This is a genomic window from Kitasatospora aureofaciens, assembly GCF_001188955.3.
Classification (GTDB): Bacteria; Actinomycetota; Actinomycetes; order Streptomycetales; family Streptomycetaceae; genus Kitasatospora; species Kitasatospora aureofaciens.
Genome location: NZ_JPRF03000037.1, coordinates 34,378 through 49,875, shown reverse-complemented (window position 1 = coordinate 49,875; position 15,498 = coordinate 34,378). Strand labels below are relative to the sequence as shown.

11 protein-coding genes and 3 tRNA genes are annotated in these 15,498 nt (G+C 71.3%); 7 read left to right on the top strand and 7 right to left on the bottom strand.

Annotation, left to right across the window (positions count from 1 at the left end; all coding sequences use genetic code 11):
• Nucleotides 1–91: 91 nt before the first annotated feature.
• Complete coding sequence (locus tag HS99_RS24585) at nt 92–637, bottom strand: Uma2 family endonuclease (RefSeq protein WP_030289478.1); 546 nt, start codon at nt 635–637, stop codon at nt 92–94.
• A gap of 318 nt (nt 638–955) precedes the next feature.
• Nucleotides 956–3,391, bottom strand: coding sequence for a non-reducing end alpha-L-arabinofuranosidase family hydrolase (locus HS99_RS24580; RefSeq protein WP_050366653.1), 2,436 nt, complete (start codon nt 3,389–3,391; stop codon nt 956–958).
• A gap of 289 nt (nt 3,392–3,680) precedes the next feature.
• Here HS99_RS24580 and HS99_RS24575 point away from each other — a divergent pair, with 289 nt between their 5' ends.
• A complete protein-coding gene (locus HS99_RS24575) occupies nt 3,681–5,195 on the top strand; it encodes a glycoside hydrolase family 28 protein (protein WP_141763801.1) in 1,515 nt (504 codons plus the stop codon).
• 137 nt (nt 5,196–5,332) lie between these two features.
• Here the strand turns inward: HS99_RS24575 and HS99_RS24570 are convergent, their stop codons facing one another.
• Nucleotides 5,333–7,051: an RICIN domain-containing protein gene (locus tag HS99_RS24570; RefSeq protein WP_223886015.1), complete on the bottom strand. Its 1,719-nt coding sequence runs from the start codon at nt 7,049–7,051 to the stop codon at nt 5,333–5,335.
• A 429-nt stretch (nt 7,052–7,480) separates the two neighbouring features.
• Here HS99_RS24570 and HS99_RS24565 point away from each other — a divergent pair, with 429 nt between their 5' ends.
• A complete protein-coding gene (locus tag HS99_RS24565) occupies nt 7,481–9,904 on the top strand; it encodes a helicase-associated domain-containing protein (protein ID WP_141763800.1) in 2,424 nt (807 codons plus the stop codon).
• A 274-nt stretch (nt 9,905–10,178) separates the two neighbouring features.
• Here the strand turns inward: HS99_RS24565 and HS99_RS24560 are convergent.
• The 4 genes from HS99_RS24560 to HS99_RS24545 form a co-directional block, all read right to left on the bottom strand.
• Nucleotides 10,179–10,252 (bottom strand) — tRNA-Phe (locus HS99_RS24560).
• A gap of 28 nt (nt 10,253–10,280) precedes the next feature.
• Nucleotides 10,281–10,354 (bottom strand) — tRNA-Asp (locus tag HS99_RS24555).
• Between the two features lie 55 nt (nt 10,355–10,409).
• Nucleotides 10,410–10,482: transfer RNA gene (locus HS99_RS24550), tRNA-Glu, on the bottom strand.
• 101 nt (nt 10,483–10,583) lie between these two features.
• Nucleotides 10,584–10,925: a metallopeptidase family protein gene (locus HS99_RS24545; protein ID WP_030289472.1), complete on the bottom strand. Its 342-nt coding sequence runs from the start codon at nt 10,923–10,925 to the stop codon at nt 10,584–10,586.
• Nucleotides 10,926–10,995: 70 nt separating this feature from the next.
• Between HS99_RS24545 and crcB (HS99_RS24540) the strand changes: the two genes are divergently transcribed.
• The 5 genes from crcB (HS99_RS24540) to HS99_RS24520 all read left to right on the top strand — a co-directional run bounded on the left by crcB (HS99_RS24540) (nt 10,996) and on the right by HS99_RS24520 (nt 15,495).
• A complete protein-coding gene (gene crcB / locus HS99_RS24540) occupies nt 10,996–11,463 on the top strand; it encodes a fluoride efflux transporter CrcB (RefSeq protein WP_232543059.1) in 468 nt (155 codons plus the stop codon).
• On the top strand, nt 11,460–11,816 hold the full coding sequence (locus HS99_RS24535) for a DUF190 domain-containing protein (RefSeq protein ID WP_030289470.1): 357 nt from the start codon (nt 11,460–11,462) through the stop codon (nt 11,814–11,816). Before crcB (HS99_RS24540) ends, HS99_RS24535 begins: the two co-directional genes overlap by 4 nt.
• Nucleotides 11,813–12,187 carry a fluoride efflux transporter CrcB gene (gene crcB, locus HS99_RS24530; RefSeq protein ID WP_030555289.1) on the top strand — a complete coding sequence of 125 codons (375 nt, stop codon included), beginning with the start codon at nt 11,813–11,815 and terminating at the stop codon, nt 12,185–12,187. Before HS99_RS24535 ends, crcB (HS99_RS24530) begins: the two co-directional genes overlap by 4 nt.
• Before the next feature lie 185 nt (nt 12,188–12,372).
• Nucleotides 12,373–13,038 carry a hypothetical protein gene (locus tag HS99_RS24525; RefSeq protein ID WP_141763799.1) on the top strand — a complete coding sequence of 222 codons (666 nt, stop codon included), beginning with the start codon at nt 12,373–12,375 and terminating at the stop codon, nt 13,036–13,038.
• A gap of 195 nt (nt 13,039–13,233) precedes the next feature.
• Entirely contained in the window at nt 13,234–15,495 is a 2,262-nt protein-coding gene (locus HS99_RS24520; RefSeq protein WP_046386983.1) for a DEAD/DEAH box helicase, read from the top strand.
• The last annotated feature ends 3 nt before the right edge of the window (nt 15,496–15,498 follow it).

Below are 15,498 nucleotides of genomic sequence, written 5' to 3'. Positions count from 1 at the left end.
CCGGGGAAGGCCGCTGTCGAGCGCCGTCGTCCGGATCGGTTGGCGTCAGCGTTGGCGTCAACCGGCGGCGGGGAGCACGAGCCGGCGCGGATCAGTACGGCAGCAGGTCGCTCGTGACCAGGTCGAAGTCGAACGGCTCGGGGATGCGCAGCGTCTCGCCGAAGTCGACGTCCTCACGGCGGTGGTACTTCGTACCGTCGGGTCGGCTGAACAGGGTCACGGTCTTCTGCCTGGCGTCGACCAGCAAGTACAGCGGGATGCCCATCAGGGGGTAGTCGCGAACCTTCCCCACCCAGTCGTTCTCCGGGTTCGAGGGGGAGACCAGCTCGACGGCGACCGCGGCGAGCTCGGACGGGACCTGGTTGTCGGACGTTTCCAACGCCTCACTCGGAAGGTATGTCAGGTCCGGATTGCGGCTCTTGCCGACGTTGGGCGAGACGAGGTCGGTGTTCTCACTCGGCAGCAGGTCGACCGGGGCGTGCCTGTCGAACTGGCGGCGGACCAGTAGCAGGTTTCGCTGGTGGATGCCCGAGGGGCTGACCATCATGACGATGGTGTCGCCCGAGATCTCCACCTTGAATCCGTCGGGCAGGCTCCGGCGGGCTTCTTCGAGAAGTGCGAAGTGCTCCGGGTTCATGCGCGGTGTCTCCTGGGGTGTGCCGGGCAACACCCTCAGAGTAGTCCGGCGCTGGGGCTGTGACGGCCTTCGTGCGCGGTGTTCCGAGACTCCCGCGGACGTTTTCGCCCCACGCCCGGGACGAGAGCGACGTGCTGCGGCTGAACGCTTCGGCTACCCGCGGCGGAGGTCCACGAAGGAGGAACCCCAGCCGGCGCACGGCTGGGGTTCCTCGATGCGGCGAGTGCCGGTCAGCGGGTGGAGCCGCCCGCGGCGTGAACCGCTCGGTTACGCGCCGGCGGGCCGCACCCGATCGCGATCACCGTGGATCAGGCGGGGTCAGCGCTGGAGGGTGAGGACGCCGGGCCGCCACGGCAGTCGGTCGTAGGAGCCGGTCGCGGTGGGGGACTTGCCCTGGTAGAGGAGCTGGAGGTTGCAGGGGTCGATGGTCATGGTCTGGTCGGGGTTGTTGCGGACGAGGTCGCCGTGGCTGATGTCGTTGGTCCAGGTGGCACCGCTGTTGGCCTTGCCCGCGAAGGGGTGGTCCTCGGTGGCGGCCTGCGGGGTCCAGGAGCCGTTCAGGCTGGAGGCGGTGAAGGAGCGGAAGTAGCGCTGCTCGTTCGCGCCGCGGGCCTCGACGAGCATGAGGTACTGGTTTCGGTCCTTGACCTTGTAGACCTGCGGGGCCTCGAAGAGGTTCTTCTCCGAGTCGCTCATGACCGTGGTGTAGGAGGAGCCGAAGTTGCCCGGGAAGTTTCCGATGGGCATGCTCGCCCGGTAGATGCTGCCGTTGTCACCGGCGAAGAACAGGTACATGTTCTGGTCGTCACCGATCAGCGTCTGGTCGATCGGACCGGTGCCGGAGTTGGGGATGCCGCCGGTGAACAGCGGCTGCGGCGCGGACCAGCCGTTGGGGTTGGTCGGGTCGCTGGACGTGCGGTAGACGAACGGCCACTGACCCCACTGGTACGCCAGGACCCAGATCTTCTTCGGTGCGAAGTAGAACAGGGTGGGCGCCACCGCCTTCTCGTTCATCCCGGTCTGCCCGGCCGAGGCCATGTCCGACCAGTTCGTGAAGGGGCTGAACATCATCGAGCCGTACGAGGAGCCGTTCACGTTCGACGCGTAGACCAGGTGCTTGCCGTTGTAGACCACGTCGGTGAAGTCCTTCACCGCGGCCCAGCCGTTCGCCGGCTGCGCCAGCGCTCCCGTCGAGGACCAGTGGTACGTCGACGGGAGGGTGCAGGTGCCGCCGGCCGCCGGTGCGGACGAGCCGAGGTTCCAGTGTTGGTTGGCGGCGCCCCAGGAGTCCCAGATCTGGACGGAGGTGCCGTTGGCGCTCTGGCCGCCGGGGAGTTCGAGTGCCCGGCCGCTGGCGACGTTGATCAGGGTGTAGGAGCCGTCGGCGTTGCGGTCGGCACGCCAGTGCTGGTTGGCACCGCCGTTGGCGTCCCAGACCAGCGGCTTCGTGCCGTTGGCCGTCCGGCCGCCGGGCTCGTCCAGGACCCGGCCGCTGGCGAGGTTGGTGAACGTGTAGGAGCCGTCGGCGTTGCGGTCGGCGCGCCAGTGCTGGTTGGGCGCGTCGCCGTTGGCGTCCCACACCTGAAGCGGGGTGCCGTTGCCGTTCTGCCCGGCGGGCTCGTCCAGGACGCGCCCGCCGACCGCCGCGGAGAGCGAGTAGACGGTGCCGGAGCTGATGCCTCCGCCCTGGGTGCCGCCGCCACCGCTGCTGCCGCCGCCGAGGGCGGTGAGCGCCGCGGCGTAGGCGGGCTTCTTTTTGCCACTGGCGTCGAACAGCAGCGGGTTCTCGCCGCCGCGCCACGAGTCGCTGTCGCGGATGCCCCACACCGAGATGCCCGTGCAGCGGGCGACGTTGAGGCAGTCACGGACGGTGTCGGTGTACGCGCTCGCGGGGGCCTGGGCGATGTCGAGCTCGGTGATCTGGACGTCCACGCCGAGCGCGGCGAAGCTCGACAGCGTGGTCTGGAAGTTCGCCGGCGGCCCGCCCGCGCCGAAGTGGCTCTGGAACCCGACGCAGTCGATCGGCACGCCACGGGACTTGAAGTCCTTGACCATGCCGTAGACGCCCTGGGTCTTGGCATCGGACCAGTTCTCGATGTTGTAGTCGTTGTAGCAGAGCTTCGCCCCGGGGTCGACGCCCCGGGCGGTGCGGAACGCCTCTTCGATGAAGCCGTTGCCCAGCACGTTCTGGAACACCGAGCTGCGGTGCTGGCCGCTGGGGCCGTCGGCGAAGGCCTCGTTCACCACGTCCCAGGCGTAGATCCTGCCCTTGTAGTGGGTCATTTCCTGCGTGATGTGGTTGTCCATGACGCTGCGCAGGGTGTTGGCGTCGTTGATCGAGCCGACCCAGCCGGGCAGCTGGGAGTGCCAGACCAGGGTGTGGCCGCGCATCTTCTGGCCGTGCGCGGCGGCGTGGTCGACGATCGCGTCGGCGGGGCCGAAGTTGAACGAGCCCCGGGAGGGTTCGGTGCTGTCCCACTTCATCTCGTTCTCGGGGGTTATCGCGGTGAACTCCCGGTCGAGGATGGTGGAGTACGTCGAGTCCCCGAGCCTGCCCGCGGCCACCGCCGTGCCGAAGTAGCGGCCGCTGCCGGCCGCCCCCGCGCCCAGCGTGGTCGGCGTGCTGGAGTTCGAGGTGAACGCGGCTTGAGCGACCAGCGGTACGGCGGCACCCACGGCAGCGAGGACAACGGCGGCGGCGAGGACGCGGCGGGTTGCCGGACGGCGGCGATGAGAGCGGTTCTGATCTGACAAAGGCTTGTCCTTCTGGCGCTGGGGGCCTCCGTCTAGTGCCCCGGTTACCCGTCAGTTGCCTTGCCGGATCGAAAGGTTGCCGTTCGGGAAGAAGAATCTTCCGTCGAGCGGACCGGCGCGGCCCTCATCCCGTCGGGGGCACCTATCCTCCCCGCGGTGAGACGTGCACCCGGCGGCGGCGCGCCCGGCAGGAGGAACACACTTCGGCACGGCAACCTTTCATCCACCGACGGCAACTGATGGAGAATCGGCCCGCGCCCGCGGGCCGCCGCTCCAGAAGGACGGACCGTTGCCAGATCTCGACCGACGCACACACCGCCGACGCCCGGCGACCCGTCGCGTGCTCGCCACCGCCGGAGTCCTCGCCGTCATGGGCGCCGCCGTCCCCCTGGTCGCCCAGGCCACGCTGACCCCGAAGGCCCACATGCGATCGACCGTGCCGGCCGGAACAGCGACCGGTGACACCCGCCATGTCACCGAGCCCGCACTGCCCACCACCGTCTGTGCCACCGTTCCCGCCGCCCGGACCATGCCCACCCGCGCTACCGACCAGGGCAGCGAAACCACCCCACCGGACACGATCCGCATCCAGCATGCCCTCGACACCTGTGCCCAGACCGGACAGCAGACGGTGGCCGTCCGGCTGCAGGCGACGGACTCCGGCCACAACGCCTTCCTCACCGGACCGCTGGCCGTCCACCGAGGCGAGGTCCTGCTGCTGGACAGTGGTGTCACCCTCTACGGCTCACGTAACCCCGCCGATTACCAGATCAGCGGCAAGCCGCGCTGCGGCACCCTCGCCTCCTCCGGCGGCGGCTGCAAACCACTGATCAGCGTCGCCGGAGCCAACGCCGGCATCGAGGCCGTCCGCGCCGCCGACGGCAGCCAGGGCCGCATCGACGGCCGCGGCGACCAGACCGTCCTCGGCACCACCACCAGCTGGTGGCAGCTCGCCACCGACGCCCAGAAAGCCGGATCCAACCAGAACAACCCCCGCCTGATCCAGGCCGACGACTCCGACAACTTCACCCTCTACCACGTCGACCTGCTGAGCTCCCCCAACTTCCACGTCGTCTACAACGGTGGCAACGGCTTCACCGCCTGGGGCGTACGCATCAAGACCCCCGCCGGCGCCCGCAACACCGACGGCATCGACCCGGCCGGCGCCACCAACGTCACCATCACCGACTCCTTCATCATGGACGGCGACGACGGCATCGCCATCAAGGGCGGCAACAGGTCCAGCAGCAACATCACCGTGACGAACAACCACTTCTACGGCACTCACGGCATCTCCATCGGCAGCGAGACCACCAGCGGCGTGACCAACGTCCTCTTCCGCGACAACACCCTCACCGGAACTGATGCCCTCGGCACCACCAGCGGCTCCAGCACCGGCATCCGCATCAAGAGCTCGCCCGCCAACGGCGGCAGGGTCACCGGCGTCACCTACCTGAACACCTGCCTCGACGCCGTCCGCGCCCCGCTCGTCTTCGACACCCACTACTCCGGCGGCAGCGGCCCCAACGCACCCTGGTTCACCGGCATCACCGTCGACGGCGTCACCGCGACCCACTCCCCCAGCGGCGCGAAATCCACTCTCGTCGGACTGGACAGGACCCGCCCGCTCGAACTGACCCTGCAACACGTCAACCTCGACGTCACCACGGCGACCGCCGCCAACGCCCGCATCACCGCCACCGACACCAACCTCCATCCGTCCGGCCCCGACGTCACCCTGACCACCACCAACGGCCCGGGCGCGGCCCCCACCTGCACCTTCCCCGCTTTCCCCGCCCTCTGACACCACCACCGGCCGGGCCGCACCAGCTCCTGCGGGCTCATGGGGAAGACTCGGGGCATGCCCCTCGAGGCCCCGGCCGCGCACCAGAAGAACGACTGTGGCCCCGCCGAAGGACGGGGCCACGGCCGTTCCTCCGCCTACTTGAGCGCTGCACCGCCGGAGTTGTGGTACGCGATCGTCTTGTTGATCAGGTTTCCGCCGTCGGTCTCGGCCGTGGTCTGTTCCTGCTGCCCCGCGCCGAAGAGCAGACCGGCGATGTGCGCGTTCGCCACCTGGTCCATGTGCGCGAAGAACCAGTCCACCTTGTCGTCCTTGTAGTGGTTGAGCGTGTTGTTCTGCGCCATGTTGCCCACGGGGATCTGCCACAGGACCACCGGCTTGCCCACCGACTCGGCCATCGTCTTGTAGAACGACAGTTGCGCGGCGGCCTTCTGGTCGGTCCAGAACTTGTCGAGGCCGCCGTGGGCGGGCTGCGCGTACCAGCCCGCGTCGCGGTCCGACACGTCGGTGGCCAGGAAGTCGGCGTTCTGTGCGCCGAGTTGGGCGTAGTCCTTCACACACTGCGGGGTGTTCTGCTGCCAGTCGAAGCAGGACAGGTGCATGCCGACGGCGGTGTTCGGAGCGTACTTGTGCGCCATCGAGATCAGGCACTGAGCGAGTCCGGCGGCGCTGTTCTCCTGCGATCCGCAGTCCGTCGGGTCCGCGGCCGTGACCTGCGCGGCGACGTGGTGCGGGTCGCCGAGCGACCGGACGTAGCCCCAGAAGTCGGGCTCGAGGTCGATCATGTCGTGCGAGGTGCCGATCTTCTGGAGGAAGAAGCGGTAGTCGTTCAGGTACCGGGTGAGCAGGTCGGCCCTGTTGATGGCCTGGACCTCGCCCGGACCGTCGCCCTGGCCCGCCGCGTCGCCGAGGTCACGCAGCGAGTACCAGGTCCAGAGGAACTTCTGCGGACGCGGCTTGCCCTGGTAGGTCTCCTGAGCCGCCTTGGCGTCCCGCCAGGTCACGTACGTGCCGGGTGCCGTGGTGCTGCCGTTCCAGCAACCCCACCAGCCCGTCCACCCGTCCTGGCAGCGGGCCGCCGTGTAGTAGTCCGAGGAGGGCGCGGGCTGGCTGTGCACGTAGGCGTACTGCACGTCGAACGGTGCGGCGTTCGCCGATGCGTCGGACATCGAGCCGCCGATCAGCACCGTGTTGCTGCCCATGAAACTCTTCGCCGAGTTGTTGCCGCCGCCGGCCGGAGCCGCCGGCGGCGCCGACGTCGGGTGGTTACCACCCGGGGCCTGGCTCGTCGGAGCGCTGCCGCCCGGCGTGGCGGGCTTGGGGGGCGTGGCGCTGCTGCCGGAGCCCCCGGTGTTCCCGGTGCCTCCCGCGCCGCCGGCCGGGACGAGCTGCCACTGCTGGTTGGCGCCGTTCCAGTCGTGGTACTGGGCGATCTGGCCCCCGTCGGTCTTGGAGCCGAGCGGGACCTCGACGGCCTTGCCGTTGAAGGTGTTGATCAGACGCACGTATCCGTCCGACGACTTCTCCAGGTGGAACTGCTGGTTGGCGCCGTTGAGGTCACGCCACTGCCTCACCTGGGAGCCTTCGGCCTTCGACCAGCCGTAGTCGTCCAGCACCTTTCCGGAGTACCGGTTCTGCAGCCGGTAGTTCCCGTCACCCGCGTCGAGGAACTTCCACTGCTGATTCGCCGCGCCGGTGCGGCTCCACTGCACCACCGGGGCGCCGTCGTACGCGCCGTAGCCGTAGTCGTCCAGCACCTGGCCGGTGCTGCGGTTGACCAGCAGGTACCAGGGGCTCGTGTCCACGGACACGGTGCCCGCCGAGGCCGTGTTGACCACGGCCACGGAGGCGCCCACGACCGCCAGGCCGACAGCCGCCCAGAAACCCCGGCGCTGGTACAGCCGACGGGCGCGATGCGACGGACGGGCTCCGCGCCCGTGGCCGCCCACCCGCGCGACGCCACTGACGGCGTGGGGTGGGCGAGGGACATCTCTGCGCTCTCGTTCAAGGGACACGTCTGTGCTCTCTTTCAGCCGTCGCATCTGACCGAACCACTTGGCCGGACAGCACTGAGTGGCCGCGGAGGTCGAAAAGGTTGCCGCGAAGAGCCGGAGATTCTCCGTCGTGACCGCGCGGGGCTCGCCGATGGCTTCGACCGGACCGCGTTCACCAGCCGGGAGTGCGTACACCCGGTGCCATTGCCGGGTGCGGGCCGAGCTGTGCCAGGGTCCCCTGTTTCACATCTCTGGTCCCGTTCCCGCCGGCGACTCACTACGCTTGGTGCGGTGAAAGCAGCACGAAGCCTCGCTGTTTGGCTGGCCGACCGTACTCCCTCGCAGCTGACCGAACTGCTGGAGCAGCGCGAACTTCCCCACGCGGCCAGGGTGGCGAGCCTGGCCGACCTGGCCGGCCACCTGCTGACGGACGAATCGACGGCCCTGGGGCTGAACGAGATCAGTCTCGGGGACATTCAACTGCTCTTCGCTGTGGCGACCTTGGCCGAACGGTTGCACGGTCCGCTACCGGCCGTCCCGTCCGCCCATCACCTGTTCATGGGCTACGGCGGCCGTTCGCCGCGCCTCGACGCGCCTGCGGTCGACCCCGCTGACCGGTCCGTGACCCGGGACCAGCTCTTCCGATTCCTGCGACTCGACGACGCGGGTCGGTCTGCGGCCGAGGCCGCGCTGTCCCGGCTGACCGAGCGGGCCCTGGTGCTGCCCTCGTCCGGAATCAGGGTCACCGTTCCGATCCTGTTCCACCGTCAGGCGGGCGGCGGCGGTTACGGCCGGCCCGCCGAACAACTGCTCACCGAGGCCTTCAACGCTCCGGAGATTCACCGGATCGCGCAGGGGCTGGGGCTCGCGAAGGCGCGGACTCGAGACGAGGCGCAGCGGCAGATCGTGGACGTGCTCAGGGATGCGAAGCGTGTGCGCGCCATGGCCGCCGAGGCGCCGCCCGCGGCCTTGGACCTGTTGGACAAACTGGTTCCGGGCCCGCCACTGCTGCGCACGCACTGCTTCGTCTCGCGGTACGGCGGCGGCTTCTACCCGGGCTCCGGAGGCAAGTTCACCTTCCGGGAAGGCGGCTCGGGAGATCCCGGCACGGACTGGCTGGCCGCTCGCGGCCTGGTCGTTCCGGTGGATGAGGACCTGGTGGAACTGCCGCGCGAGGCGGCTGACGCGTTGCGCGACCACGACCGCGCGCCGAGCTACCTGTCCGTCCCGCCTCCGGTCGGGGGCACGGTGGAGATCCCGGACGGTGCAGTCGAGAGCCAGGCACAGGCGGCGTTGGCCGAGGCGGCCTCCCGGGTCGAGCTGATGCTCCGCCAGGTGGCCGTGCAACCGCCGGCTGTCCGCAAGGCGGGCGGAATCGCGGTCCGGGACACCCGCCGGCTGGCGAAGGCGGTCGGCATGCCGGAGGAACAAGCCCGACTGTGGCTCGACCTGGCGAACAACGCGGACCTGATCGCCCCTTGCGCCGAGGAGCCGGAGGCCCCGGCGAGAGGACGGGGCCGCGCGCGTCGGCCGGAATCCCAGCCACCTGCCCGGATGCTGCCCACCGAGCGGTACGACGAGTGGCTGGCGGCTCCACCCGCTCGGCGGCTGCTGCCGTTCGTCGCCACCTGGGCGGTGGTGCCCGAGGTGTTCAGCCATTGGCCGGACGAGAATGACACCCCAGTCGCGCTGACCGCGCCGGAGGACGGCGAGGCCGTCGATCTGCGCCATGCCGTGCTGGAGGCCCTCGCCACCCTTCCGGCCGGACACGGAGTCGCCACCGGCAAGTCCGCTCGCGGGCGGGCGACCGCTCTCGCCGCCCTCATCGCTACGGCGGCCTGGTTCCGCCCCACCGCCCTCACCCAGGGTGCGGGGGAGACTGAGCGGGTCGAGGCGACCCTGGCGGAGGCGGAGCTGCTCGGGGTCGTCGCCCACGGAGCGCTGACTTCGCTCGGGCACGCCGTGCTCGGGTTCCTGAGGGCGGGTGCACACCGCCACTTCCCCGCCGTCCCGGGCGCCGGGCCGGCACTGCGCGACCGTCCTGCTCTGGACGACGCGGTTCGGCGGTTGTCCGCGGCCCTGGACGCCCTGCTGCCCGCGCCGCAGACCACCGCCCGGTTCCAGGCGGACCTTACGGCCGTGGTCGCCGGAGCCGCCGCATCAGAGCTGACCGACCTGCTGGCCGCCTGTGCGGACCGGGAGTCGGAGGGCCGTGCCGTGGTGTGGCGGATCACCCCTGCGGCGGTCCGCCGGGCGCTGGACTCCGGATTGGACGCCGCCGACCTGCTGGCTCGGCTGGCCGACGTCTCCGAGGGCGGACGGCCGCTTCCGCAGCCCCTGGAGTACCTGGTCAAGGACACCGCGCGTACCCACGGCCGGATGCGAGTGGTGCGCTCCGCCTGCTGCATCCGCTCCGACGACGAGTCACTGGTGTCGGAGCTCGCCGCGGCTCGTGCGCTGTCCAAGCTCGGGTTGCGGAGGATCGCGCCGACCGTGCTGATCAGTACCGCCGATCCCGAGGCAACCCTTGCCGCGCTTCGGGCTGCCGGCTACGCCCCCGTGCTGGAGGCGGAGACCGGGACGACGGTCATCGAGAAGGCCCGCCAGGAACGCGCTCCCAAGCGCATGCCGTCGCTGTCCGGAGCGCGACCGCGCCGCGGCCAGGGACCGGGCACCGCCCAGTCGCTGGCGGGCGCGTTGCTGGCCGGCCGGTGACCGGGGACCGCCCCAAGGGCTCGAGCAGGGCGGCGTGCGCCGCCCTCGGTGGTGAGGTCACCTCGTAGCTCCCGGACCCGGGGTGGGAGCTTGGCACGCCGGGCGCGTCGCATCGGCGGCGAGGGCAGCGTGTCAGTGGCCCCCGGTCCAGAACTGTCGGTACTCGCTGTCGGGCGGAAGGAGGGTGACCGTCCGCCGTCCCGTTGGCGTCAAACGACACGAAAATGCCCCCGAAGCGAGCTGCTTCGAGGGCATCATGCCTTTTCAGGCGATGTGGCCAGGGCCGGGGTCGAACCGGCGACCTTCCGCTTTTCAGGCGGACGCTCGTACCAACTGAGCTACCTGGCCGTACTGCGCCGTCTCTTGCGAGACGGAGCGATCCCGACGGGACTTGAACCCGCGACCTCCACCTTGACAGGGTGGCGAGCTAACCAACTGCTCCACGGGACCTGGTAGTGGCGAACCACTAAGGTCTTGCGGCACTGCACTTTACTACGGTACTGCGTGCCCCCAACGGGATTCGAACCCGTGCTACCGCCTTGAAAGGGCGGCGTCCTGGGCCACTAGACGATGAGGGCTTGCGGCCCGTCCGGCTGTTTCCAGCGTTCCGGGGACGTCGAGAAGCATATGGGATGCGGGGCGGATCGCCAAAACGGGTTTGGGCCGGGTGGGGCGGGGGTCAGGACCAGCCGAGTTCGTCGAGCTCGTGGTCGTCGAAGCCGAAGTGGTGGGCGACCTCGTGGATGACGGTGGTGCGGACCTCCTCGACGACCTGCTCGCGGGTCTCGCAGTGCCGCAGGGTGGGGCCGCGGTAGATCAGGATCCGGTCGGGCAGGACGCCCGCGTACCACTCGCCGCGCTCGGTGAGCGGGGTGCCCTCGTAGAGGCCGAGGAGCTCCGGGTCGCTCGGGTCGGGTTCGTCCTCGACGAAGACCGCGACGTTGTCCATCATGGCCGCGAGGTGCGGGGGAATCCGGTCCAGGGCGTCGCCGACCAGCGTTTCGAACTCTTCCCGGGTCATTTCCACCGGATCATTGTCGGGTCTCGGGTGACGGTGTGCCAGGCAGCGAACAGCGGTGTTTGATGGGTTCGTGACGACCTCGGAGGACACGGTGGAGAGCACGCCGGCGCCGGTGGGCGGATGGCCGTCGGTGCTGCGCGGGCAAGGGCCGGCGGTGGCGGTGGTCGCGGTGGGCGGGGCGATCGGCGCGGTGGCGCGGTACGCGGCCGGGCTGGGCTGGCAGACCGGGCCGTCGGCCTTCCCGTGGACGACGCTGTTGATCAACGTGTTCGGCTGCGCGGTGATCGGGGTGTTCCTGGTGGCGGTCACCGAGGGGCGTCCGGCGCACCCGCTGCTGCGGCCGTTCTTCGGCACCGGGGTGCTGGGCGGGTTCACCACCTTCTCGACGTACTCGGTGGACATCCGCCGGCTGTTGGAGGCCGGGCGGCCCGGGCCCGGGCTGGCGTACCTGGGGCTGACCCTGGTGGGCGCGCTCGGCGCGGTGTGGGCGGCGGCGGCGCTGACGCGGCGCGTGATCCACCGCGGCGGTGCCCGGTGAGCCGGCTGGGCGGGCCGGCGCTGCGGCTGACCGTGCTGGTGGGTGAGAGCGACACCTGGCACCACCGCCCGCTGTACAGCGAGATCGTGCACCGCGCGCGGGCGGCCGGACTGGCCGGAGCGAGCGTGTTCCGCGGGATCGAGGGGTTCGGCGCCTCCTCGCTGGTGCACACCGCGCGGCTGCTGTCGCTGAGCGAGGACCTGCCGGTGGCGGTGGTGATCGTGGACGAGGAGGACCGGGTGCGGGCGTTCCTGCCGCAGCTGGAGGAACTGGTCGCGGAGGGCCTGGTGCTGCTGGACCGCTGCGAGGTCGTGCACTACCGGGGCCGGGGTGCGGGCGGGGGCGGGGGGTGAACTGGCTGCTGGTGGTGGCGGGTGCGGTGGCCGGCGCGCCGCTGCGGTACCTGACCGACCGGGCGGTGCAGTCCCGGCACGACTCGGTGTTCCCGTGGGGCACCTTCACGGTGAACGTGTTCGGCTGCCTGGTGCTCGGTCTGCTGGCCGGGGCGGTGACGGCCGGCGCGGCCTCCTCGCACGTCCAACTGCTGGTCGGCACGGGCTTCTGCGGGGCGCTGACCACGTACTCGACCTTCTCGTACGAGACGCTGCGGCTGGCCGAGTCCGGTGCCGGGCGGTACGCGCTGGCGAACGTGGCCGGGAGCCTGGCGGCCGGGCTGACCGCGGTGTACGCGGGGGCGGAGCTGGCCTCGGCCATCTGGGGCTGAGGTTTTGGGGCCGGGGTTCCGGAGCCGGGGTCCGGGGGTTTCGGCGTGCCGTGGCGGCGGAGAACTGCCGTACCGAACCGTGTCCCGCGGGCCCGGCGCGCGTTGGGCACCGAAAGCGGCCGCGCGCCAGTGGGCGGCCCGGGTGGGGCGGCAGGAGAGTGAGCGCGGTGGCTTCGGTGCGGGCGGTGGGATCGGAAGCGGCGGTGCGGGAGGCGGTCGCGCTGCGGTCGCGCGCGGTGCGGGCGGCGGCGGTGCTGGCGGTGGCCGGGCTGGGGCTGACGGGGTGCATGTCGGTCGGTCCGGCGGCGGAGGAGAAGCACGGCGGGGTGGCTCCGGTCGGGCAGGCCGGTCCGGCGGGTCGGCCCGGGGCGTCGGGCGGTCCCTCGGCCTCGCCGGGCGCCGGGCACCCGGGGGGTGCGTCGGGGCGCGCGGAGCACCAGGGGGGCCTGCAGGCCGAGAATGCGCCGGCCGGGGCCGCGACCGCCGCGCCGGGCGAGCTCACGCCCGGCGTGAACGGCCCGGTGGCCGGCGTGGTCCCGGTGCCGGGGGCGCCCGCTCCCGAGAGCGCGCCGGGCGGCAACGCCTCGGCGGGCGGCGCGAATTCCAGCCCCGTGCCGCACCCCGGTGGCAGCTCGGGCGGCGGTTCGACGGGCACCGGCGGCACCGGCGGCACCGGCGAGGGCCGCTCCGGCGGCGGTTCCGGCACTCCGTCGGCCACTCCGAGCGGCCACCCGTCCGGCACCCCCGAGCCCGAGCGCACCACGCCCGCCGCCACCGTCCCGCCTGTCCCGGACCCCTCCTCCGGCAGCTCCGGTTCCTCGGCCCCGAGCCCTCATGCGGGTGCGCACTAGCGGACTGGCCTGGGCATTTGCCTCTGTTCCCGAGGGTCGTCTATGGTGGTAGATCGTTCGTTTGATCCATTTGACTGGCGCCCTATTCCCAACTGGCGCCCTTGGCGCGTTCCGGCGATCCGTGGCTGACCGCATAGAGGCGGTTGTGAAACAGAACCCCGGACTTTGGCGCGTGCCACTTCCGGAAGGTTTTGCATGTCTCTCGTTGACGACGCCCGCTTCGCCATGCCCGCGAACGAGGCCGCCGCCGATGTCACCGACTCCACCGATCTGATCACCGAGGCCGCCGAGTCGGCCGAGGAGATCACCGCCGAGACCCTCGAGGAGACGGCCGAGGCGACCGAGCCCACCATCACCTTCGGTGACCTGGGCCTGCACGACGACGTCGTCCGTGCCCTCGCCAAGCGTGGCGTCACCACCCCGTTCCCGATCCAGGCCGCGACCATCCCGGACGCCCTGGCCGGCAAGGACGTGCTGGGCCGTGGCCGCACCGGCTCCGGCAAGACCCTGAGCTTCGGCCTGCCGCTGCTGACCCGCCTCGCCGACGGCGAGCGCACCCGCGCCAAGCACCCCCGCGGTCTGATCCTGGTCCCGACCCGCGAGCTGGCCATGCAGGTCGCCGACGCCCTGGAGCCGTTCGGCTCGGTGCTCGGCCTGCGCCTCAAGGTCGTCTGCGGCGGCACCTCGATGTCGAACCAGATCTACGCGCTGGAGCGCGGCGTCGACATCCTGGTCGCCACCCCCGGCCGTCTGCGCGACCTGCTGAACCGCGGCTCGGCCAAGCTGGACGACGTCAAGACCGTCGTCCTCGACGAGGCCGACCAGATGGCCGACATGGGCTTCCTGCCCGAGGTCACCGAGATCCTCGACCAGGTGCCGGCCGGCGGCCAGCGCCTGCTGTTCTCCGCCACCCTGGAGAACGAGATCGACACCCTGGTGAAGCGCTACCTGAAGAACCCGGTCACCCACGAGGTCGACCCGTCGGCCGGCGCCGTCACGACCATGACCCACCACATCCTCGTGGTGAAGCCCAAGGACAAGGCGCCGATCACCAACGCGATCGCCGCCCGCAAGGGCCGCACGATCATCTTCGTCCGCACCCAGATGGGCGCCGACCGCGTCGCCGAGCAGCTGATCGAGGCCGGTGTGAAGGCCGACGCGCTGCACGGCGGCATGACCCAGGGCGCCCGCACCCGCGTCCTCGGCGACTTCAAGGACGGCTACGTCAACGTCGTCGTCGCCACCGACGTCGCCGCCCGCGGCATCCACGTCGACGGCATCGACCTGGTCCTCAACGTGGACCCGGCCGGTGACCACAAGGACTACCTGCACCGCTCCGGCCGCACCGCGCGCGCCGGCCGCTCCGGTGCCGTCGTCACCCTGGTGCTGCCGCACCAGCGCCGCGGCGTCTTCCGCCTGATGGAGGACGCGGGCGTCGACGCCAGCCGCCACATCCTGGACCACGCCTTCGACGCCGAGGTCGCCAAGATCACCGGCGCCCGCTCGCTCACCGAGGTGCAGGCCGAGAGCGCCGCGAACATCGCCGGTGCCGCCGAGCGCGAGCTCGCCGACATGACCCGCCAGCTGGAGCGCGCGCAGCGCCGCGCCACCGAGCTGCGCGAGGAGGCCGACCGCCTGGCCGCCCGTGCGGCGCGCGAGCGGGTCGAGCTGGGCATCGAGGACGAGGCCCCGGCCGCGTCCGCCGAGGCCGGCGAGGAGACCGCCCCGGCCGACGCCCCGGCCGCTGCGGAGGCTCCGGCCGCCGCCGCGCCGCAGGCCGAGGAGCGCACCCCGTCGTACCGCGAGGCGCGCACCGAGCGTCCGGCCTTCAGCCGCGACCGCGACCGCGACCGCGACGACCGCCGTTCCGGTGGCTTCGGCGGCCGCGACCGTGACGACCGCCGTTCCGGTGGCTTCGGTGCCGGCCGTGACCGTGACGACCGCCGCTCGGGCGGTTTCAACCGTGAGGACCGCGGCGAGCGCGGTGGCTTCAACCGCGACCGTGGTGGCTTCGGTGCCGGCCGTGACCGTGACGACCGTCGCTCGGGCGGTTTCAACCGTGAGGACCGCGGCGAGCGCGGTGGCTTCAACCGCGACCGTGGTGGCTTCGGTGCCGGCCGTGACCGTGACGACCGTCGCTCGGGCGGTTTCAACCGTGACGACCGCGGCGACCGCGGTGGCTTCAACCGCGACCGCGACGACCGCGGCGGCCGCTCCTTCGGCGACCGTCCGGCCCGCTCCTTCGGCGACCGCCCGTCCTTCGGCCGGGACCGTGACGAGCGCGGCGGCAGCAGCAGCCGTCCGTTCTCGCGCCGTGACGACCACCGCTCCGGCGGCCGTCCGCAGTCCGACCGCGGTGGCTTCAACCGTGACCGCGGCGGTTTCGACCGTGACCGCGGCGGCTTCAACGGCGGCGGCTTCAACCGCGACGACCGCAAGCCGCGCTGGAAGAACTGACGC

Excerpts from the sequence above, each read along its gene's own strand:
- HS99_RS24520 (WP_046386983.1), top strand. The coding sequence starts at position 13,234 with ATGTCTCTCGTTGACGACGCCCGCTTCGCCATGCCCGCGAACGAGGCC.
- HS99_RS24585 (WP_030289478.1), bottom strand. The coding sequence starts at position 637 with ATGAACCCGGAGCACTTCGCACTTCTCGAAGAAGCCCGCCGGAGCCTG.
- HS99_RS24545 (WP_030289472.1), bottom strand. The coding sequence starts at position 10,925 with ATGACCCGGGAAGAGTTCGAAACGCTGGTCGGCGACGCCCTGGACCGG.